Consider the following 23254-nt stretch of genomic DNA (forward strand, 5'->3'; position numbering starts at 1 on the left):
ATAAATTCTCAATTTGTTATAGGGTATCGTTAATTGGTGAACTCACACTAAATACAGGTATATTCCCGAAAAGGAATTATCAGTATTATTAATCAATACAGCTGATTGTCACTCTGAATATCAGAGATAAAGACCCTATCTAATACATACTCCAGCGGCAATGGAAAAGCCGGTACAAGATAAATGGGAGAGCCAGATGAACGGTATAGCCGGGACAATTAAAGCGATCATCGGTCAGGTTTTCGCTATTTCACCAGATGGAAGCCGTCGCCTGCTTGTAGAAGGCGATAAAATTCTCACCGGAGAGCAAATTGAAACCGGCGCAAACGGTGCCGTCACGCTTACCCTCCCAAACGGAAAACACCTCGATCTCGGCCGCGATAGCCACTGGGACGGCAGCCACAGCCTTGCCGCTACCCCGCAGGCTACGGACCAGACCGACATTGCCGCGATCCAGCAGGCAATTGCCGACGGCCAGGACCCGACACAAACGCTTGAGGCCACGGCAGCAGGTCCACAAACGACTACCGGCAGCGGCGAGCCCGGCGCCGGCGGCGCCCATACGCATGTCATTCTGGACCTCACCGGCGAGCGCGTCGATCCCTCGGCCGGATACCCCACCGAGGGGCTCGACTTCCCGAATACCCCCATTGAAGAAGAACTGACGGTTCTTGATCGGAGCGAAAACGCAGCCGAGCGGGATGATACCGACGCTGACGCGGATGCGGACGCCGACGCAGATGCGGATGCTGATGCCGATGCCGATGCGGACGCTGATGCCGACGCAGACGCCGATGCAGACGCTGATGCCGACGCAGATGCGGATGCAGACGCGGATGCCGATGCTGACGCCGATGCCGACGCGGACGCCGATGCCGACGCGGATGCGGATGCCGACGCGGATGCAGACGCCGACGCAGATGCAGACGCCGATGCCGACGCTGATGCCGATGCGGACGCCGATGCGGACGCGGATGCCGATGCCGATGCCGACGCGGACGCCGATGCGGATGCCGACGCAGACGCCGATGCGGATGCAGACGCCGACGCTGATGCCGATGCCGACGCTGATGCAGACGCGGACGCTGATGCCGACGCAGACGCGGATGCGGACGCCGATGCAGACGCCGATGCAGACGCCGATGCCGACGCGGATGCCGATGCGGACGCCGATGCCGATGCCGATGCGGATGCCGATGCCGATGCGGACGCTGATGCAGACGCGGATGCCGACGCTGATGCCGATGCGGACGCCGATGCCGATGCTGACGCCGATGCGGATGCAGACGCGGATGCCGACGCAGACGCAGACGCGGATGCGGACGCCGACGCGGATGCCGACGCTGATGCCGATGCGGACGCTGATGCGGATGCCGACGCGGATGCGGATGCCGACGCGGACGCGGATGCGGATGCCGATGCGGACGCTGATGCCGACGCAGACGCGGATGCGGACGCCGATGCGGATGCCGATGCCGATGCAGACGCCGATGCCGACGCGGATGCCGATGCGGACGCCGATGCCGATGCCGATGCGGATGCGGACGCTGATGCAGACGCGGATGCCGACGCTGATGCCGACGCTGATGCAGACGCTGATGCCGATGCGGACGCCGATGCCGATGCTGACGCCGATGCGGATGCAGACGCGGATGCCGACGCAGACGCGGATGCGGACGCTGATGCAGATGCGGACGCCGACGCGGATGCCGATGCGGATGCCGACGCGGATGCCGACGCGGATGCAGACGCGGATGCCGACGCTGATGCAGATGCGGACGCTGATGCGGATGCGGATGCCGACGCGGATGCGGATGCCGACGCGGATGCAGATGCAGACGCTGATGCAGATGCAGACGCTGATGCTGACGCCGATGCCGACGCGGATGCCGACGCGGATGCCGATGCGGATGCCGACGCAGACGCCGATGCGGATGCAGACGCCGACGCTAATGCCGATGCGGACGCTGATGCAGACGCGGATACCGACGCAGACGCGGACGCTGATGCAGATGCGGACGCCGACGCGGATGCCGATGCCGATGCGGATGCCGACGCAGACGCAGACGCTGATGCGGACGCCGACGCGGATGCGGATGCGGATGCGGATGCAGATGCTGACGCCGACGCAGACGCTGATGCGGACGCCGATGCCGACGCAGACGCGGATGCCGACGCAGATGCAGATGCCGATGCGGACGCAGACGCTGATGCTGATGCAGACGCTGATGCAGACGCAGATGCCGATGCGGATGCCGATGCGGACGCTGATGCAGATGCGGACGCGGATGCCGACGCAGACGCGGATGCGGACGCTGATGCAGATGCGGACGCCGACGCGGATGCGGACGCGGATGCCGATGCGGATGCCGACGCAGACGCTGATGCGGACACCGACGCGGACGCGGATGCCGACGCGGATGCAGATGCAGATGCTGACGCCGACGCAGACGCGGATGCGGACGCTGATGCGGACGCCGATGCCGATGCCGATGCGGACGCCGATTCCGACATCACTCTTAAAGTCGACTTCACCGCCTCCGAATCGACTAAAACCACGCAGGTGAACGGCGGCAGCGGTAATCCGAACGGTTTCGATGTCGATAGCAACGGGGTTATCACCGCCGTTGGCTCAAACGTCGTGCTTTGGGTCTCTGCGGGCGATATAGGGAAATACGTTTCCAGTAATATCCCGGCGGAAAATATCCACGTCTACGACCAGGGCAACGCGCAGGGCACGCCGGGCAAAACCGATATCTTTGTGCTGCACGATCAAAGTACCTACACGCAGAGTGACGGCCATAAGCAGCCCATGAATGCCGTCAATGGGAACCGGGAACCCACGTCCAGCGACGCGCACGACTATATCTTCGTTGCGGGGACGTCGAACTGGAGCTCAAGTGCCGGTTCTGCGAACGTCAATAACAGCATTAACTATTACGAAAGCGTCAACGTCACCATCAACGGCAAAACCTATGGCGGCAACAACCGGGTGAGCGAAGTGATCTCGGGTGATGGTAAAGAAGGCCTGGATCCTTCACACCCGGATAGCCACACCTCCTGGGAGTACAAGCTGAGTCTTGATGCCAGCCTTGATGGTGCGGCGGAAGGCGATCACATCACATCCATTAAACTGACCGGCCTGCCGCCGGGCGCCACGTTAAGCTATGACGGCAAAAGCTATACCGTCGACAACACGGGCCAGATTATTATTGATGTAGCCGATGGGAGCGACCTCAAAGCTGATTTGACCTTTACCTCGCAAACGCAGATAAGCGATCTGACGTCGATTAAAGTGGATGTCATCACGAATATCGATAACGGTGAAGGCTCAACGCACACGTCTGGCGATCTTAGCGCCAACGGCGATCATCATGATATCCATCTTACCGGCGGCGAAGAAAACCACGCCGACAGCGAAACGGTAAGCCTGATGAGCATCGAGGACGACGGGCATCACTCGCTCGACGATCGCGTGGATACCCAGGAAACTCACGATGACGTGCAGCAAGAGGCGTTAGCGAATAACGCTGATGACAGCGACAGTACGGCTCACACGCTAGACGAGAGTACAGAAGCCGATAAAGGAACGGCGATAGACCATAGTGAGGATGATAGCTCAGCCGATCGCACCGCTGACGCCAGCCTGGCCGAGACCGCAGATGAACACACATCGGCGGATCAGGACGGCGCCATCCTGCTGGTAGATCATGATGACCTTGATTTGAGCAGCGTAGAGCAGAACGCACCGCTTGAGCAAAGCGCTGACGAAAGCCCGGAAACATCGCTCAACATGCTGCTCGGCGATATCGATAGCCAGTTGAACGCTACCGATACCGCGCAGGCAGAGGAGACACAGGCGGCGACATCCGCACAGTCCGAGACAGACGAGCCGAATCACGAGAACGTAATCGATCTCAGCGACATTATTCATGATGATGACGCCAAAGATCTTAGCGCGCTCATTCAGGTGACGGGGCCATCGGGCAGTGAGCCAGCGGCAGGACACGTTCAGGACGTACCGGCTGAAAGCTCGGGTGGCGGTAGTGGAGAGACCTGGAACGCGCATGATATTGCCGAACTGGATCATCTTATCGCACCGCCGGATACAGACGCATAATACGAAAGGGCCAGCACTTGCTGGCCCTTTTTTTACAGATGGGCACTAACACATAACGCCACTTATTATATCCGCTATCCCGCGGATGCCGAGAGCTGACCTGACTATGGGTAAAAGAGAATAACGTCAGAAAGATATGACCATTAATCCCCCTGACGGCGATCGCTAATACATTTTACGGATGCAGGAAATGTCACACTAAAATATCAAACACTTATAAAAAACCACCATTGAAATAAATAATAGACTATTAATTTCAATCACATATAACGAAAAAAATATCACAACTGCTTTATCACGATATACAAACCACCATAATTAAATTTCTTTACAGAAAATTCTTACTAAAACGACATTAAAATCAAAGAAAGCTTTTTTCCAGCACATTACGTTATAACCCTAACCAGAATTTTATTTACCTGGCCTTATGTGTATAGGCTCTGGAATACTATCAACGCCCACACAAATGTATTAGTGACTTTGTCTGGTGTTGACGGTGCGGTCATAGAGCTATGTCGTGCAAAAATTCTATGCGCCATGAGCAAACGGAAGTGTTCAAGCCAAATAAAAGGAGTTCGTTATGGCGGATATAACCGGAATAATAAAAGCGATTATTGGGCAGGCCTTCGCTATTTCACCAGACGGAAGTCGTCGTTTACTGGTGGAAGGAGACAAAATCGTTGCCGGTGAACAAATTGAAACAGGCCCTGATGGCGCAGTCACCATTGGCCTGGCAAACGGCAAGAACCTGGACCTGGGACGCGATACGCTCTGGGACAGCACGCTTATCGCCCCTGCCGCCACACCTCAAGCCCCCCCAACCGATATTGCTGCTATACAGCAGGCTATTGCCGACGGTCAGGACCCGACCGAAACGCTGGAAGCAACCGCGGCGGGCCCACAAACCGTCGTCGAGAGCGGCGGTGAGCCCGGCGTCGGCGGCGCACATACGCACGTCATTCTCGATCTTACAGGTGAAAGAATCGATCCCAGCGCAGGCTACCCAACGGAAGGGCTAACCTTCCCAGACACCAATATTGTGGAAGAACTCACTCTGCTTAATCCAGATGAGAACATAGATACCGAGAGTGATGCAGATGCAGATGCAGACGCGGACGCTGATGCTGATGCAGACGCTGATGCGGACGCCGATGCGGACGCAGATGCTGATGCCGATGCGGACGCCGATGCGGATGCAGACGCCGATGCCGATGCCGATGCCGATGCCGATGCAGACGCCGATGCGGATGCCGACGCGGATGCTGATGCCGATGCGGATGCTGATGCCGATGCCGATGCCGACGCTGATGCCGATGCGGACGCTGATGCAGATGCCGACGCTGATGCCGATGCAGACGCTGATGCCGATGCAGACGCCGATGCAGACGCGGATGCCGATGCCGATGCAGACGCTGATGCCGATGCGGACGCCGATGCGGATGCAGACGCCGATGCGGATGCAGACGCCGATGCAGACGCCGATGCCGATGCGGACGCTGATGCAGATGCCGACGCTGATGCCGATGCCGATGCAGACGCTGATGCAGACGCTGATGCCGATGCCGATGCAGATGCTGATGCCGATGCTGATGCCGATGCAGACGCTGATGCAGACGCTGATGCAGACGCTGATGCCGATGCGGATGCAGACGCCGATGCAGACGCCGATGCGGATGCGGACGCTGATGCCGACGCGGATGCCGACGCCGATGCGGATGCTGATGCCGATGCGGACGCCGATGCAGACGCTGATGCCGATGCAGACGCCGATGCAGACGCTGATGCAGACGCGGATGCCGATGCAGACGCTGATGCCGATGCAGACGCTGATGCAGACGCCGACGCTGATGCGGACGCCGATGCAGACGCCGACGCCGACGCCGACGCCGACGCCGACGCCGACGCCGATCAGATTAAGATCTCAGTCTCCGTCACGCCAGGTGGAAAATCAGAAAACCCGGGTGAACCGGCAGAAGATAAGGTTTTTCAGGTCAACGGCGGTGCTTCTGACCCGAGCGGCCTGGGATTCGATGTGGTTGATGGGAAAATCGTTGCTATTGGCGACAACGTCCGCGTGTGGATAACCCCAGGTGATGATATTCCTGAGTGCGCGGACCCCGCCAAACAAATCATGTACTACGACGGGAATAACACCAGCGCCAAAGGTGGTGATAAATACAGTGATGTGTTCGTGATTCATGAGGGCAGCGGTTACGAAAAAAATGGCAATATCGAAACCGTTAACAAAGTTCAGGGCAACAAGATAAACGCCGACTCGGGATATAAAGATTATATTTTCCTGCAGGGCGCAGGCGACGACTACAAGATGAGCGCGACCGACCCCAATACCGGTCGCATTAACGAACTCACGGCTATCAATGTACTGAACGCCGAAGGGAAGCCGATCCTCGGGACCTGTAACTTTATTGAAGGGGTTATTTACGGCGACGGTCTGTCCGAACACCCAGGCGACACGACGGCGACCTGGAACCTCACGCTCAATTTCGATATCCAACTGGAAAGCACCAGCGGCGATCATACCCTCACGCAAATCACCCTGACGGGAATTCCTGAAGGGGCCGATTTTAAAGGGACCGGTCTGGCGGACTATAGCTACAAAGATGGCGTTTATACCCTGATCTTTGACGCGGAAACCACGCATTATACGGGAAAAATGACCATTACCCTGCCGGATGGAGAGCACATCATTGGCGATATCGTGATGGAAGTGGGCACCACCGCGGGCGAACATACCTTTGACGATATCAACAGCGAAGCGTCATTCAGCGAAAGCGTGGAATATACCTTCGCGGATAACGCCGACGGCCCGGAATCGGCGCTCACCGAACTGTCAGACGGGCTCGGGGATGAAAGCGCCATGATGGCGATGGTCGACACGCATCCTGATATCGACGATAACGATCTCCATGGGCAAAACATCACGGCCAATGCCACGGATAATACGGCGCGGGATACCGCAGAGGATACTGCGGCAGAAAATATTGATAACCCCTTAGTCGAAGGCGGCACGCTTGCCCTCGACAGCGTCGACTATGAACAACACGCCGTCATTGTTGGCGAAAATAGTCATTCAGGGGAAAACCCCCTTGATACGCTGTTGGAAGATATCGATAGCGGGACACATCATGAAACGGAAATAGCCAATGAGGAAAGTAGCCTGAATAACGATGACGCTGAAGTAGAATCTAAAGCCACCATTATTAGTCAGGATGAACCTTTGTCATTCAGTGATATCATTAGCGACGATCAAAATAAGGATCTCTCCAGCCTCATTCAAACCACGGAGAATCCAGAAATAAACGACGTACAGAATAGCGTTATACCGGTTCCGGCAGAGGGCGGCGGCGCGGAAGGCGGACAAAACTGGGCTCCCAATGAAAGCGCTCAGTTAGACGATCTCATCGCTAAATCAGAGATCGAGCCCTGAAATATCACGCCATGAGGCGATCGTTGCACTCATGGCATCTTCATCGATTTTACGTTTTGTCTAATGACATTGCCTCTGGCGGATGACCACGAGTCAGGGAAATGAAGGAAAGAAAAGGACGACATTATGAATAAACATATTCGGGTATTAGCGGGCATCTCTCTGCCATTATTGTTTGCTAACGGCGTGAGCGCGGCAACGCTTGAACAAGCGGTCAAAGACAGCCTGCTGTGGCATCCGCAGGTGAGTGCGTCGGTTAACAGCCGCTATTCGGCCGATCAGGATCTACGGGCGGCAAAGGGCGGCTACCTGCCGACGTTGGACATGTCTGCCGGTACCGGCTGGGAACAGACCGACAATGCGTCAACGCGTGCGGCTGACGACCACCGTCGTAACCTGCACCGCAGCGAGTCGAGCATCAATCTGCGCCAGAACGTGTTCAACGGTTTTGCCACCTCAAGCGAAGTGGCTCGCCAGAGGGCTACCGTCAACTCGCGCGCGTTCTCGGTCATGAACACCAGCGAAGTGACTGCGCTGGATGCTATCCAAAGCTATCTTGACGTACTGATGCGCCAGAAGATGGTGCAGTTGGCGCAGGATAACCTGAAAAGCCACGAGCGTATTTTCGATCAGATTCGTTTACGCACCGAGCAAGGCGTAGGCCGTACCGCCGACTATGAACAGGCGCAGGCGCGTCTGGCGCAGGCGAAAAACAACCTGCTGACAGAGCAAACTAACCTGCAAGATGCGCAGGCTAACTACTACAGCGTCGTCGGCAAAGAAGCCAGCGGGCTGTCGATGCCGATGGCAACCAAACTGCCGGGATCGCAGGCCGAAGCGCGTAAGCAGATGCTGGAAAACAGCCCGCTGCTGAAGCAGGCGGACTCAGACGTTGAGGCCACTCGCCAGCAGTACGAAGCGGCCAAATCCCGCTTCTACCCGAGCGTAGATATCGACGTGGGGCGCCGCATGGATAACAACACTGACGGTACCCGCGGCCACGATCAGGAGTGGCAGGCGATGGTGCGTATGAATTACAACCTGTTTAACGGCGGCAGCGATAAAGCTCAGCTGTCATCTTACGCGTATAAAATGCAGGAAGCGCAGGACGTGAAGCGTAACGCCCTCCGCCAGTTGGATGAAGAGCTGCGTTTGTCGTGGAACGCCTGGCAGAACGCCAAACAGCAGGTACCGATCGCCAAAGATTATGCCGATCGCAGCGCCGTGGTGCGCACCGCCTACCAGGAACAGTTCAGCATCGGCGAGCGTAGCCTGCTGGATATGCTGGACAGCGAAAACGAAGTATTTAACGCCCAGCGCCGCTATGTCGAGATGCAGTTTACGGAGATGTTCACCACCTACCGCATCAACGCACGCATCGGCGATCTGTTAAAACAGCTGAATATTCAGGCACCGTCTGCCGCGCAGCCGGTCGAGGTACAGCAAACCGCACACAGCAACTTACCTGACCTGAAGTAACAGATTTTGGGCCTACGGGCTATCTCATCACAAGATGAGATAGCCCCTTATATTCTTTAGCCTTAGCGATTTTTCGCTGGTATATAAGGTCTGACTATGGCGTCTTATACTGATCCACTTGAGCAAGCAACTCCTTCCACTGATGACACCATCAGACTCGACCCGCGCCAAAACCATGACGATCCCCTGCTCGATTCGCTGATGATTGTCTGCAAACTGCATAACGTCATCACTAGCCGCAACGTGCTAACCAGCGGGTTACCTCTGGAAGCGCACCGGCTCACCTTAAGCGCATTTCCGCGTGCCGCGCAGCGAGCGGGGCTAAAAGCGCGCGTGCTACAGCGGCCGCTGGAGAACATCACCGCCCTCTCGCTACCGGCCATCGTGCTGCTGAAAAATGAGCAGGCGGCGGTGCTGATCGGCTGGGATGAACAAAACCGGGCGCGGCTGCTGTCCACCGAAACGGAAGGCGGTGAAATCCTGCTGGCGCGTGAAGCGCTGGCGGAAAACTACAGCGGCAAAACCATTTTTATTCAGCCGGGGCATGAGTTCGACCGCCAGCCAACGGCAACCATCCCTCGCACGCGTTCGTGGTTTAAAGACACGTTAAAACTGTCGAAATTCCTCTATCTTGATTCTATCGTTGCCAGTTTTATCATCAACGTGATCGCGATAGCTACACCGCTTTTCGTGATGAACGTCTACGACCGCGTGGTGCCCAATCAGGCCACCGCCACCCTCTGGGTGCTGGCGATCGGTATCTCAATTGCGTTCATCTTTGACCTTATCCTGAAGATATTACGCGGCATCTGCCTCGATCTGGCCGGGAAAAAGACCGATCTTATCGTCTCAGCGGCGCTGTTTGAACGCCTGCTTGGGATGAAAATGAAAGAACGCCCCCAGCGGGTCGGTGGCTTTACGCAGCACTTCCAGGAGTATCAGTCGGTTCGTGATTTTCTCTCCTCGCTGACCCTGACGGCGCTGATCGACTTCCCGTTTACCTTACTGATTTTTCTGGTGATCGGCATTATTGGCGGCCCGCTCTCCCTGGTACCGCTGCTCTGCTACCCGATTGCACTACTGGTTAACTGGATGATTCAGCGCCCGCTGCTGACGCAGGTGCAGAAAACCTACCGCCTCTCTACCGAACGCCAGGCCATGCTGGTTGAAACCATTACCGGGCTGGATGCCATCAAGGTCAACAACGCGCAAAGCGAGCGCCAGTATCAGTGGGAACAGATCATCGGCCAGCTCAGTAAGCTTGAGCTGCGGGTAAAATCACTGTCCTACGTGGCGGTCAACTTTACCGCCTGGATCCAGCAAATCAGCGGCGTTACGCTGATTGTCGCCGGGGTGTACAGCATTATCGCCGGTAACCTCAGCATGGGCGGCCTGATTGCCTGCTACCTGCTCAACCGCCGCGCGATGATGCCGATCGGCCACCTCTGCGGCCTGATTACCCGCTACCAGCGCGCCAAAATGACCAAAGCCACCATCGATAAGATGATGGATCTTGAGCAGGAAGTGCAGGAAGACGAAGTGCCGCTGAAGCGCGAAACGCTCTCCGGCGCCATCGAATTCCGCGACGTCAGCTTCCGCTACCCGCAAAACCAGTACCTGTCGCTGAACGGTATTTCGTTAAAAATCGAGCCCGGGGAAAAGGTCGGGATCATCGGCCGCAGCGGTTCCGGAAAAAGTTCGCTGGCGAAGCTGCTGGTAGGTTTCTACCAGCCGGACGGCGGCACCATCCTGATCGACGGTATCGACGCCCGTCAGCTCGACGTTAACGATGTGCGCCACAACGTGGGCTATGCGCCGCAGGACTGGATTGGCCCCTATATTTCCATACACTTTTTATCACTTAACCCATTACTGGTTCGCCGCCGCAGATATTCCCGTGGCGAACGATACCCCAGTGCACTATGCGGATGCCATTCGTTGTAATGTTCGAAGGCCTCCGCAAGGTTCTTTACCGCTGTTAACCCGTCGGGTTTCGGCATGATGCTGATGTAATCGCGCTTCATCGTTTTCACGAAGCTCTCTGCCATCCCGTTGCTTTCCGGGCTACGTACCGCCGTATGTTTAGGCTCCAGTCCTACCATTCTGGCGAACTGACGCGTCTGATAAGAACGGTAGGCTGAACCGTTGTCTGTCAGCCACTCAACTGGGGATGTCGGCAGGCTGTTACCGAAACGACGCTCCACGGCACCCAGCATGACGTCCTGCACGGTTTCACTGTCATATCCACCGTTACTGGCCGCCCAGTAAAGTGCCTCGCGATCGCAACAGTCCAGAGCGAACGTGACCCGCAGTTTTTCACCGTTATCACAGCTGAACTCGAAGCCGTCAGAGCACCACCGCTGGTTACTTTCTCCAACGGCCACTTTCCCTGTATGCGCCCGCTTCGATGGCGGTATTTCCGGTTTACGCTCAAGCAGCAGCGCATTCTGACGCATGATGCGGTATACGCGTTTGGCATTGATCACCGCCATGTCGTCAGTTTCTGATTGTCTGCGCAGCAGTGCCCATACCCGACGATAACCATAGGTGGGCAGATCGCCGATAACGGTATGGATACGGGCCAGCGCGTCAGTATCATCAGGCTTGCGCTTGCACCGACGATCCTGCCAGTCCTTTGACCGACGGGCCATGGCATGCAGTTGCGCACGTGAGACCCGGAGGCAACGACTGACAAGGCTTATTCGCCATCCTCCGGCAACAAGGGCACGTGCGCTATCCACTTTTTTTGTCGGCCATATTCAACGGCTTCTTTTAGCAGCTCGTTTTCCATGGTTTTCTTGCCCAACAGGCGTTGCAGCTCTTTAATTTGCTTCATCGCAGATGCCAGCTCCGACGCGGGCACAACCTGTTCTCCTGCGGCAACGGCTGTAAGGCTGCCTTCCTGATACTGCTTACGCCACAGGAACAGCTGACTGGCAGCAACGCCATGCTGACGGGCGACCAGCGACACGGTCATTCCGGGCTCAAAACTCTGCTGAACAATGGCGATTTTTTCCTGAACACTTCGCCGTCTGCGCTTCTCTGGACCTAAAACATCAATCATTCGGACTCCAACGACTAGTCTAAAAACTAGTATTAAGACTATCACTAACTTAAGTGATACCAACTGTCTGGAGATTCAGGGGGCCAGTCTACGCCACAACGTGGGCTATGCGCCGCAGGACATTCATCTGTTCAGCGGCACGCTGCGCGACAACTTGCTCAGCGGCGCCAGCTACGTGGACGAAGAAACCATGCTGCGCGCGGCCACGCTGGCGGGTGTGCACGAATTCGCCCGCCGCCATCCTTCAGGCTACAACATGCAGGTCGGCGAGCGCGGGATGAACCTCTCAGGCGGCCAACGCCAGGCCGTGACCCTGGCGCGCGCGCTGCTGCTCGACCCGCCGGTGCTGCTGATGGATGAGCCGACCAGTTCGATGGATAACACCAGTGAAGACCTGATCAAGAAGGCGCTGACGCCGGTGGTCCGCAATAAAACGCTGCTGCTGGTTACCCACCGCGCCTCGCTGCTGACGCTGGTTGACCGTCTGATCATCCTCGATAACGGCAAAATTATCGCCGATGGTCCGAAAGAAAGCGTGATGAACGCACTGAAGAAAGGACAAATTCATGCGCAACGCTAACCGACTTAACCGCCTGATGAAGTGGCTTTTTGGCGACAAAAATACCGCAACGCTCACCGCCAACGAGGTGAATAAAGCACTGCTCGACGATTCCCCGCGCGTGGTGCGTATCACCCTGTGGGCAATTCTCGGCTTCTTTATCGTCATGATTACCTGGGCGTCGCTGGCCGACATTGATGAAGTGACGCGCGGCGACGGCAAGGCAATTCCCTCTTCTCGTCTGCAAAAAATCCAGAACCTGGAGGGCGGGATTGTCGCCGAGGTGTTCGTTCATGAAGGGGAAGTGGTACAGGCCGGCGCGCCGCTGCTGCGCCTGGATGACACCCGTTTTCGCTCCAACGCGGGCGAATCGGAGGCCGACCGCCTGGCGCTGGAGGCGCGTATTCAGCGCCTGACCGCGCAGCTGGATAATAAAGAAACCCTGACCCTATCGCCGGATATTCTCGAAAAATCGCCGGATATAGCTAACGGGGAAATGGAGTTGTTCGCCAGCGTCAACAAGCGCATTCAGAGCGAGCTGTCCGGGCTGAACGAGCAATTGGTGCAGAAGAAACAGGAACTGCTGGACTACCAGGCCAAAGGCTCGCAGTACCGCCGCAGTCTGGGCCTGCTGCAGCAGGAAATCAGCATGTCGGAACCGCTGGTCGCCAAGGGCGCGATTTCTAAAGTTGAAGTGCTGCGTCTGCGCCGGTCCGAGGTGGAAACACGCGGCCAGCTTGAGTCCGTCACGCTGGCGGTCCCGAGGGCCGAGGCAGCGATTAAAGAGATTGAGAGCAAAATCGGCGAGACGCGCGGCCGCTATCGCAGCGAAGCGCTGTCGCAGCTCAACGAGGCGCGTACCGATCTCAGTAAAATCGAAGCCTCCGGCAAAGCGATTGAAGACCGGGTCAACCGTACGCTCGTCACCTCACCGGTGCGCGGCATCGTGCAGCAGCTAATGGTTAACACCATTGGCGGCGTAATTCAGCCGGGTAACGATCTGGTGGAAATTGTCCCGCTGGACGATACGCTGCTGGTTGAGGCGAAAATCCGCCCGCAGGACATCGCGTTTCTGCGCCCGGGTCAGGAAGCCATCGTAAAATTCACCGCCTACGACTACACCATCTACGGCGGCCTGAAGGCCAGGCTGGAACAAATCAGCCCCGATACGGTGACCGATAAAGACGGTAAGAGCTTCTATGTCATTCGTCTGCGCACGGACAAAAACCACCTCGGCAGCGACGAAAAGCCGCTGATCATTATTCCGGGGATGGTGGCGTCGGTGGATATCATTACCGGTAAGAAAACCATTCTCGCCTATCTGCTCAAACCGATTCTACGCGCACGGGCCGAAGCGTTTCGCGAACGCTAAGCATAAAAAAACCCGGCACCATAAGTCTGATGCGGGTCAGTTAAGGCGTTGAAGTCAGGAGCAGGCACGGTAGGCCGGATAAGGCGTTTACGCCGCCATCCGGCCTACCGTGCGCAGTGTGCCGGATGGCGCTTTGCTTATCCGGCCTACAAATTTGCATTACGCCATCAGGCGCCGTACCTGAGGGCGTAATGCCTTAGTCTGCCTACTCGTTAATCTTCGGATGCTGCATTACCAGCTGCGAGCGTTTCTCCTGCAGCGCGGCAATCTCAGCATCAATGTCTTCAATTTTATGCTCAATGTGGTCGTGATGTTCCTGAAGAATCTCACGCGCTTCCTGAATGTCCGAAGCCGCAGGCGTCGCGCCCTTCAGCGGACGGTTGGCGGTTTCTTTCATCATCACGCCGGTAATCAAACCGATCACCGCGACGACCATCAGATAATACGCCGGCATCATCAGGTTCTGCGACGACTCCACCAGCCATGCCGCCAGCGTTGGCGTCAGACCGGCAACCAGCACGGAGATATTAAAGGCGCTGGCCAGCGCGCTGTAGCGGATGTGGGTCGGGAACATCGCCGGCAGCGAGGACGCCATCACCCCGGTAAAGCAGTTAAGGATCACTGCCAGCACCAGCAGACCGGTGAAAATCAGGCCGATGGAGTTGCTGTTAATCAGCGTAAAGGCCGGAATAGCGAACACCAACAGCGCGATACTGCCCACCACGACGAACGGACGACGGCCAAAACGGTCGCTCAGCAGCCCCATTACCGGCTGCACGAACAGCATACCGATCATAATAGCGATGATAATCAGCACCCCGTGGTCTTCCGAGTAGTGCAGGTTATGCGACAGGTAGCTCGGCATATAGGTCAGCAGCATGTAGTAGGTGACGTTGGTTGAGATAACCAGGCCGATACAGGCCAGCAGGCTGCGCCAGTGTTTGGTGGCAATCTCTTTAAACGACACTTTCGGCCCATCCTGCAGACCCTGACGATCGCCCTGTTCCAGCTTGTCCACGTGCTGCTGAAACGCTGGCGTCTCTTCCAGCGCATGGCGCAGATAGAGGCCAATGATACCCAGCGGCAGCGCGACGAAGAACGGAATACGCCAGCCCCATTCAAGGAAGTTCGCTTCGCCGACGGCCGTGGAGAGCAGAACCACCAGCCCAGCACCCAGCACAAAACCGGCAATCGAGCCAAAGTCCAGCCAGCTGCCCATAAAGCCACGCTTACGGTCTGGGGAATATTCGGCCACGAAGATCGACGCCCCGGTATATTCACCGCCCACGGAGAAGCCCTGTGCCATTTTACACAACAGCAGCAGCACCGGCGCCCAAATACCTATCGTCTCATACGACGGAATAAGGCCGATACAGAATGTACTGAGGGACATAATAATGATGGTGATTGACAGAATCTTCTGTCGCCCGTATTTATCCCCGAGCATCCCGAAGAATAGACCGCCCAGCGGACGAATCAGGAACGGCACCGAGAACGTCCCCAGCGCAGCAATCATCTGTACGCTAGGATCGGCGTCCGGGAAGAAGACTTTACCCAGCGCGTAGGCCACAAACCCATAAACACCGAAATCAAACCACTCCATCGCATTGCCCAGCGAGGCGGCGGTGATCGCTTTGCGTAGTTTAGCATCATCGATGATGGTGACGTCACGTAACGTGATCGGTTTTACTTTTTTCCTTCTAAGCATGGTTTTCCTCGTTCAATTTCGCCTTGAACGCACACCCAGTGGCGACAAACAATGCGATTGTTTGCGAAGGTGCGTAAAGGGAACCGTGGAGATTCTGGTTCCACTTATCCAAGCGTAGCAGGTTTGCATGTCTGCGTGAGTCTGGCCGTTGCGGACAATCAAACCTGTTGAGCCTGATGGCGAGTCAGTTAAAAATCGGCCCCTCTAAAATGACCGGCTGAGGGGTAATCCTATTTACCCTAACAGCGATTAATAATGTGATCAACTTAACAAAAGAATAGCACTCACATCGATAGGGGTAATATTTCACTGACATTTGAGCAGCCTTCCGCTGTATCAGACCTCGTCTTTTGACGGTTTTTCCACTCATTTTCCTTCCAAGTATTTCACAACAATTTCACAGCAAATATTAAATTAACCATCACTCATATTTTACTTATGGAATATGTGATCCATTTAACTAAAACACCGTTTTATTTTCATTGAATAGGCATTCCACAAAATGCATTATAGCTTCCGAAACAACGTTATACATGCCAGAAAACGCCGCCTTTCCGCCGCGATTTCAGGGATGATAAACGCACGATGATAGCAACATAACTAATTGATAATATTATACTTAACCTCTTCTGCCTTGAAAAAAGGGTACGAAGCGAGGATGCCTCATGAAAATTAAAGCAACAATGGAACGAATCCCCGGCGGGATGATGCTTATCCCGCTATTGTTAGGCGCCGTATTGAATACCTTTGCGCCAAACACCGGCGAATATTTTGGCTCCTTCACCAAAGGCATGATTGGCGGAACGGTACCTATTCTGGCCGTCTGGTTCTTCTGTATTGGGGCATCCATTGACCTGCGCGCGACCGGCACGGTATTACGCAAATCCGGCACCCTGGTTCTGACCAAAATCGCCGTCGCGTGGGTCGTTGCTATGATTGCGGCGATGTTTATTCCAGATACCGGCATTCAGACCGGCTTCTTCGCGGGTCTCTCCGTACTGGCGATCGTTTCCGCGATGGATATGACCAACGGCGGCCTGTATGCCAGCCTGATGAATCAGTACGGCACGAAAGAAGAGTCCGGTGCGTTTGTTCTGATGTCGCTGGAATCCGGCCCGCTGATGACCATGGTTATCCTCGGCTCCGCAGGTCTGGCCTCCTTCGAACCGCATCACTTTATCGGCGCCGTTCTGCCGTTCCTGATCGGCTTCACGCTGGGTAACCTGGACCACGATCTGCGTACCTTCTTCAGCAAAGCGACGCCGGTACTGATTCCGTTCTTCGGCTTCGCGCTGGGTAACACCATCAACCTGAACGTGATTCTCGACACCGGTCTGCTGGGCATTGTTCTGGGCGTTGCGGTTATCGTCATCACCGGTATTCCGCTGATTATTGCCGACCGTGTTATCGGTGGTGGTAATGGTACTGCAGGCGTCGCGGCCTCTTCCGCCGCCGGTGCCGCCGTCGCCAACCCGGTTATCATCGCGCAGATTAACCCTTCGTTCGCTCCGGTGGCCGCCTCCGCTACCGCGCTGGTTGCCGCAAGCGTCATCGTTACCGCGATTCTGGTGCCGATTATTACCGCGCTCTACGCCAAACGTTATGGCGCACCGCAGTCGGCTGAAAATAAAGCCAAAACCGTACCAGAGTCCGCCCATCACTAATCCGTCCCCTCTCCCCCTGGGAGAGGGTTAGGGTGAGGGGAAATCGGTGCACTCCCCCCTCACCCCGGCCCTCTGTCCTGTACAGTCCAAGGGGGAGAGGGGGAAAATCCCCCTTCGTTTTCTGACCATTCGTCAACCCATTCCTCGATACCACCGACAAATGCAGGGTTTTATTGTATAATCAGGGCTATTTTCGGCGATTTGCCGTTTTACAGGCCTTTGCCTTTCGCACTGCACATTTGAGGATATATCCATGTCATTACCCCACTGCCCACAATGCAACTCCGAATACACCTACGAAGACAACGGCATGTTCATCTGCCCGGAGTGTGCGCATGAGTGGAACGACGCTGAGCCGGCGCACGACGCTGACGAGCTGATCGTTAAAGACGCTAACGGCAACCTGCTGGCCGATGGCGACAGCGTGACCGTCGTCAAAGACCTGAAGGTCAAAGGCAGCTCTTCGATGCTGAAAATCGGCACCAAAGTGAAGAACATCCGTCTTGTTGAAGGCGACCACAACATCGATTGCAAAATCGACGGTTTCGGCCCAATGAAGCTGAAATCCGAGTTTGTGAAAAAGAACTGATTGAGTTTGTTGCAGAGTATTGCCGGATGGCGCTTCGCTTATCCGGCCGACAAAATGCACGGCTCGTGGTAGGCCGGATAAGATGCGTAGCATCGCCATCCGGCAATATGCTCCCCGCCCCGCTTCGCCCCCTGAACCGACACGCACTACACTTAATGAGCACTTCTTACCTGAGGTAACGATCATGCCGTTAAGTCCCTATCTCGCCTTTTCCGGCAACTGCGCCGATGCCATTGCCTACTATCAGCAGGCGCTGGGTGCGGAGCTGCGCGCCAAAATCACCTTCGGTGAAATGCCGCCGTCCGCGATGGATGACGAGGGGGGCTGCCCCTCCGGCCAGCAGTTCCCCGACAGCGCCATCGCTCACGCCAGCGTCCACATTGCGGGCAGCGACATCATGATGAGCGACACCGCCGCGCCGGATGACCACGCCTATTCCGGCTTTACGCTGGTGCTCGACACCCAGGACGTCAAAGAGGGTAAGCACTGGTTCGACAACCTTGCCGCCAACGGCAAGGTTGAGATTCCGTGGCAAGAGACCTTCTGGGCGCACGGTTTCGGCCGCGTCATCGACAGATACGGCGTGCCGTGGATGATCAACGTCGTCAAACAGCAGGAACCCACCCTCTGATCCCCGGGAGGCCACGCCTCCCGTTTTGTCACGAAATTCTCGCTAATTCTTCATCGCCAGATCATCTCCCGTTAACCCAAATGTCACACGAGTTCGCCACGATAGGGCCACTTTTTTGAGGGGTCCCAACATGCAAACGATTATTCGCGTTGAAAAACTCAACAAAACGTTCAACCAGCATCAGGTGCTGCACGCCGTTGACCTGAACGTGCACGCCGGTGAGATGGTGGCTCTGCTTGGCCCGTCCGGCTCCGGCAAATCCACCCTTTTACGTCATCTGAGCGGCCTGATCGTGGGCGATAAAACGCCGGAATGTCGCATTGAGCTGCTGGGGAAAACCGTCCAGCGGGCGGGTCGCCTGGCGCGCGACATCCGCCAGAGCCGCGCTCACACCGGCTACATCTTCCAGCAGTTCAACCTCGTAAACCGCCTGAGCGTGATGGAGAACGTGCTGATTGGCGCGCTCGGCAGCACGCCGTTCTGGCGCACCTGCTTTAGCTGGTTCACCCGCGAACAGAAGCAGCGCGCGTTACAAGCGTTAACGCGCGTGGGCATGGCGCACATGGCGCACCAGCGCGTGTCGACGCTTTCGGGCGGCCAGCAGCAGCGCGTGGCGATTGCCCGTGCGCTGATGCAGCAGGCGAAAGTGATCCTCGCCGACGAACCTATCGCCTCGCTGGACCCGGAATCCGCGCGCATCGTGATGGACACGCTGCGCGACATTAACCAGACCGACGGCATCACCGTAGTGGTGACGCTGCATCAGGTCGACTATGCGCTGCGCTACTGCGAACGCATCGTCGCGCTGCGTCAGGGACACGTGTTCTACGACGGCAGCAGCCAGCAGTTTGATAACGAACGATTTGACCATCTCTACCGCAGCATTAATCGCGTCGAAGAGAACGCGCAGGCTGCTTAACGTCCCCACCATGAGGAATGGAAATGAGTTATAAAGCCGTTGCCGCGCTGGCTTTTACCAGCATGTTTAGCCTCAGCACCCTGTTAACGCCAGTACACGCGGAGGAACAGGAGAAAGCGCTGAACTTCGGCATTATTTCGACGGAATCACAGCAGAACTTAAAACCGCAATGGGAACCGTTCCTGAAGGACATGGAAAAGTCGCTGGGCGTAAAGGTTAACGCCTTCTTCGCACCGGACTACGCGGGGATTATCCAGGGGATGCGCTTTAACAAGGTCGATATCGCCTGGTACGGCAACCTCTCCGCCATGGAAGCGGTGGACCGCGCTAACGGTCAGGTATTCGCTCAGACCGTGGCCGCCGACGGCTCCCCTGGCTACTGGAGCGTGCTGATCGTCAACAAAGACAGCCCAATCAACAACCTCAACGACCTGCTCGCCAAGCGTAAAGAGCTGACCTTCGGCAACGGTGACCCGAACTCCACCTCCGGCTTCCTGGTCCCAGGCTACTACGTCTTCGCCAAAAACAACGCTTCCGCCAGCGACTTCAAGCGCACGGTCAACGCCAGCCATGAAACCAACGCCCTGGCCGTTGCCAACAAGCAGGTGGATGTCGCCACCAACAACACCGAAAACCTCGACAAGCTGAAGGTCTCCGCGCCGGACAAGCTGAAAGCGCTGAAGGTTATCTGGAAGTCACCGCTGATCCCAGGCGACCCAATCGTGTGGCGTAAAAACCTGTCTGAGTCCACCAAGGACAAGGTGTACAGCTTCTTTATGAACTACGGCAAAACGCCAGAAGAGAAAGCGGTGCTGGAACGTCTGGGCTGGGCGCCGTTCCGCGCTTCCAGCGACCTGCAACTGCTGCCGATTCGCCAGCTGACGCTGTTTAAAGAGATGCAGGCCGTGAAGGGCAACGGCACGCTGAACGACGCGGAGAAGGCCACTAAGACCGCGGATATCCAGGCGCGCCTGAACGACCTTGACCGTACCACGGCGGCGATTGGCGCGATGACGTCAGTGACCAAAGCGGTGCAGTAATCCTTTCCCCCTCTCCCGTTGGGAGAGGGAATCAGATGGTAGGCCGGATAAGGCGCTTGCGCCGCCATCCGGCAATAACACACGCACGGAGACCAACCATGCAACACACCATCACCGTTCCCCCGCCCAAGCGTAGTTGGTTCTCGCTGATTAGCTGGACCGTCCTGCTGGCGGTGCTCGTCGTCTCCTGGAAAGGGGCGGAAATGAACCCGGTGACCCTGTTCAAGGACGCGGGTAACATGGCAACCTTCGCCGCCGACTTTTTCCCGCCGGACTTTAGCCAGTGGCAGGACTATCTCAAAGAGATGGCCGTGACCCTGCAAATCGCCGTCTGGGGCACCGCACTGGCCGTCGTCCTCTCCATTCCCTGCGGCCTGATGAGCGCCGAAAACCTCGTGCCGTGGTGGGTTTACCAGCCCATGCGCCGATTAATGGACGCCTGCCGCGCCATCAACGAAATGGTTTTCGCCATGCTGTTCGTAGTTGCCGTCGGCTTAGGTCCGTTTGCCGGAGTGCTGGCGCTGTTTATTCATACCACTGGCGTGCTCTCCAAGCTGCTTTCCGAAGCGGTGGAAGCCATTGAACCCGGCCCGGTTGAAGGCATTCGCGCCACCGGCGCTAACAAAATCGAAGAGATCCTCTACGGCGTACTGCCGCAGGTCATGCCGCTCTTAATCTCCTACTCGCTCTACCGCTTCGAGTCCAACGTCCGCTCCGCCACGGTAGTCGGGATGGTTGGCGCAGGCGGCATCGGCGTAACGCTGTGGGAGGCGATTCGCGGTTTCCAGTTCCAGCAAACCTGTGCGCTGATGGTGCTCATAATCCTCACCGTCAGCCTGCTGGATTTCCTTTCTCAGCGTTTGCGTAAGCACTTCATCTGATTAGCGAGGTCTTGTTGGCTATGCACTTGTCTACACATCCGACCAGTTATCCGACGCGTTATCAAGAGATTGCCGCTCGCCTGGAACAGGAGCTGCGCCAGAACTACCGCTGCGGTGACTATCTGCCCGCCGAGCACCAGCTGGCGGCACGCTTTGAAGTCAACCGTCATACGCTGCGTCGCGCCATCGACCAGTTGGTGGAGAAAGGCTGGGTCCAGCGCCGTCAGGGCGTGGGCGTCCTGGTATTGATGCGCCCGTTCGACTACCCGCTCAACGCGCAGGCGCGCTTTAGCCAGAACCTGCTCGACCAGGGCAGCCACCCTACCAGCGAAAAGCTGCTGTCAGTGCTGCGCCCGGCCTCCGGACACATTGCCGAGGCGCTGGGCGTTAGCGAGGGCGACAACGTGATTCACCTGCGCACCCTGCGGCGAGTCAACGGCGTGGCGCTGTGCCTGATAGACCACTACTTTGCCGATCTCAGCCTGTGGTCGACGTTACAAACCTTCAGCAACGGCTCGCTGCACGACTTTCTGCGCGAGCAGACCGGTATTGCGCTGAAGCGTAGTCAGACCCGCATCAGCGCGCGTCGGGCGCAGGCCAAAGAGAGCCAGCGCCTGGAGATCCCCAACATGGCGCCGCTGCTGTGCGTACGCACTCTGAACCACCGTGAAGGCGATGCGCAGGCGATGGAGTACTCCGTCAGCCTGACCCGCGCCGACATGATCGAATTTATTATGGAGCACTGAATGCACGACGATACCGCGACCCGCCAGCACTGGATGTCGGTGCTGTCCCACAGCGACCCCGCGCAGCTTGCGGCAAAAATGGTCGCCCTGAATGTCACCGCGGATTACGACACGATCCGTGCGGCTGAAACCGGCCTGGTGCAGCTTCAGGCCCGCATGGGCGGCACCGGCGAACGCTTTTTTACCGGCGACGCCACGCTGACCCGCGCCGCCGTTCGACTGCGTAACGGCACCGTCGGCTACGCCTGGACGCTGGGACGCGACAAGGCACACACCGAGCGCTGCGCGGTGATTGACGCCCTGATGCAGCAGCCAGCCCACTACCAAACCTTACTTGAAACCCTGATTACCCCGCTGGACGCAGACCGCGCGGCGCGCATTGCCGCCCGTCAGGCTGAAATCAACGCCAGCCGGGTCGACTTCTTCACCCTGGTTCGCGGAGATAACGCATGACCCTGGAAACCGCTTTTACCCTTCCCGTGCAGGACGCCCAGCACAGCTTCCGCCGCCTGCTTAAAGCCATGAGCGAACCCGGCACCATTGTCTCGTTGCATCAGCTCAAACACGGTTGGCAGCCGCTCAACGTCGCCACCACCAGCCTGCTGCTGACGTTGGCCGATAACGATACGCCGGTGTGGCTCTCTGGCGCGTTGCATAACGATATTGTCAGCCAGAGCCTGCGTTTTCATACCAACGCTCCGCTGGTTGAACAGCCACAGCAGGCGACGTTCGCCGTCTCGAACCACACCATCAGCAGCGAGCAGCTTAACGCCCTGTGCGAAGGCAGCGCCGTCGCGCCAGAAACCAGCGCCACGCTGATTGTTCAGGTATCCAGCCTGAGCGGCGGCCGCATGCTGCGTCTGACCGGCGCGGGCATTGCCGAGGAGCGAATGATTGCTCCCCAACTGCCAAACTGCATTTTGCACGAGCTGACCGAACGCCCGCATCCGTTCCCGCTTGGCGTGGATTTGATCCTCACCTGCGGCGAGCGCCTGCTGGCTATTCCGCGCACCACTCACGTTGAGGTTTGCTGA

The 23254-nt window shown here is 57.0% G+C and carries 16 protein-coding genes and 1 pseudogene; 15 read left to right on the forward strand and 2 right to left on the reverse strand.

Features of this window, described 5'->3' with window-relative positions; genetic code table 11:
* Positions 1-196: 196 nt before the first annotated feature.
* From H7R76_RS21670 to H7R76_RS21685, 4 genes are all read left to right on the forward strand, one after another.
* A complete protein-coding gene (locus H7R76_RS21670; RefSeq protein WP_182966448.1) occupies positions 197-4120 on the forward strand; it encodes a retention module-containing protein in 3924 nt (1307 codons plus the stop codon).
* Between the two features lie 580 nt (positions 4121-4700).
* The gene (locus tag H7R76_RS21675; protein WP_182966450.1) at positions 4701-7568 is read left to right on the forward strand and encodes a retention module-containing protein; all 2868 of its coding nucleotides are present in this window, start codon (positions 4701-4703) and stop codon (positions 7566-7568) included.
* A gap of 126 nt (positions 7569-7694) precedes the next feature.
* Positions 7695-9047, forward strand: coding sequence for a TolC family outer membrane protein (locus H7R76_RS21680; protein WP_106928454.1), 1353 nt, complete (start codon positions 7695-7697; stop codon positions 9045-9047).
* A gap of 96 nt (positions 9048-9143) precedes the next feature.
* On the forward strand, positions 9144-10991 hold the full coding sequence (locus tag H7R76_RS21685) for an ABC transporter transmembrane domain-containing protein (RefSeq protein WP_227673931.1): 1848 nt from the start codon (positions 9144-9146) through the stop codon (positions 10989-10991).
* Here H7R76_RS21685 and H7R76_RS21690 read toward each other — a convergent pair.
* Positions 10883-12111 (reverse strand): IS3-like element ISEc27 family transposase gene (locus H7R76_RS21690; RefSeq protein WP_148116659.1). Its coding sequence is split into 2 segments (ribosomal slippage): positions 10883-11796 and positions 11796-12111, totalling 1230 coding nucleotides; the frame shifts between segments, so codons are not numbered across the junction. The genes H7R76_RS21685 and H7R76_RS21690 overlap by 109 nt on opposite strands.
* Here H7R76_RS21690 and H7R76_RS21695 point away from each other — a divergent pair.
* Positions 12092-12691 (forward strand): annotated as a pseudogene (locus tag H7R76_RS21695) (ATP-binding cassette domain-containing protein); the annotation flags it as partial. The gene H7R76_RS21690 and the pseudogene H7R76_RS21695 overlap by 20 nt on opposite strands.
* Positions 12678-14042 carry an HlyD family type I secretion periplasmic adaptor subunit gene (locus H7R76_RS21700; RefSeq protein ID WP_106928458.1) on the forward strand — a complete coding sequence of 455 codons (1365 nt, stop codon included), beginning with the start codon at positions 12678-12680 and terminating at the stop codon, positions 14040-14042. The pseudogene H7R76_RS21695 and the gene H7R76_RS21700, both read left to right, overlap by 14 nt.
* A 205-nt stretch (positions 14043-14247) precedes the next feature.
* Here the strand turns inward: H7R76_RS21700 and proP are convergent, their stop codons facing one another.
* Positions 14248-15750, reverse strand: coding sequence for a glycine betaine/L-proline transporter ProP (gene proP / locus H7R76_RS21705; protein WP_182966452.1), 1503 nt, complete (start codon positions 15748-15750; stop codon positions 14248-14250).
* Positions 15751-16415: 665 nt separating this feature from the next.
* Here proP and kdgT point away from each other — a divergent pair.
* From kdgT to phnH, 9 genes are all read left to right on the forward strand, one after another.
* Entirely contained in the window at positions 16416-17414 is a 999-nt protein-coding gene (gene kdgT / locus H7R76_RS21710; RefSeq protein WP_106928462.1) for a 2-keto-3-deoxygluconate transporter, read from the forward strand.
* Between the two features lie 253 nt (positions 17415-17667).
* Entirely contained in the window at positions 17668-18003 is a 336-nt protein-coding gene (locus H7R76_RS21715; RefSeq protein WP_106928464.1) for a zinc ribbon domain-containing protein YjdM, read from the forward strand.
* Positions 18004-18187: 184 nt separating this feature from the next.
* Complete coding sequence (gene yjdN, locus H7R76_RS21720; protein WP_106928466.1) at positions 18188-18634, forward strand: VOC family metalloprotein YjdN; 447 nt, start codon at positions 18188-18190, stop codon at positions 18632-18634.
* Between the two features lie 130 nt (positions 18635-18764).
* Positions 18765-19553, forward strand: a complete 789-nt coding sequence (gene phnC / locus H7R76_RS21725; protein WP_182966454.1) for a phosphonate ABC transporter ATP-binding protein — start codon at positions 18765-18767, stop codon at positions 19551-19553.
* Positions 19554-19576: 23 nt separating this feature from the next.
* Entirely contained in the window at positions 19577-20593 is a 1017-nt protein-coding gene (gene phnD, locus H7R76_RS21730) for a phosphonate ABC transporter substrate-binding protein (protein ID WP_182966456.1), read from the forward strand.
* A gap of 98 nt (positions 20594-20691) precedes the next feature.
* Positions 20692-21474: a phosphonate ABC transporter, permease protein PhnE gene (phnE, locus tag H7R76_RS21735; RefSeq protein WP_182966458.1), complete on the forward strand. Its 783-nt coding sequence runs from the start codon at positions 20692-20694 to the stop codon at positions 21472-21474.
* Between the two features lie 20 nt (positions 21475-21494).
* Positions 21495-22220, forward strand: coding sequence for a phosphonate metabolism transcriptional regulator PhnF (phnF, locus tag H7R76_RS21740; RefSeq protein ID WP_182966459.1), 726 nt, complete (start codon positions 21495-21497; stop codon positions 22218-22220).
* A complete protein-coding gene (gene phnG / locus H7R76_RS21745) occupies positions 22221-22673 on the forward strand; it encodes a phosphonate C-P lyase system protein PhnG (protein WP_182966461.1) in 453 nt (150 codons plus the stop codon).
* Complete coding sequence (phnH, locus tag H7R76_RS21750) at positions 22670-23254, forward strand: phosphonate C-P lyase system protein PhnH (protein ID WP_182966463.1); 585 nt, start codon at positions 22670-22672, stop codon at positions 23252-23254. Before phnG ends, phnH begins: the two co-directional genes overlap by 4 nt.

It is taken from the genome of Klebsiella sp. WP8-S18-ESBL-06, assembly GCF_014169755.1.
Taxonomy (GTDB): domain Bacteria; phylum Pseudomonadota; class Gammaproteobacteria; order Enterobacterales; family Enterobacteriaceae; genus Kluyvera; species Kluyvera ascorbata_B.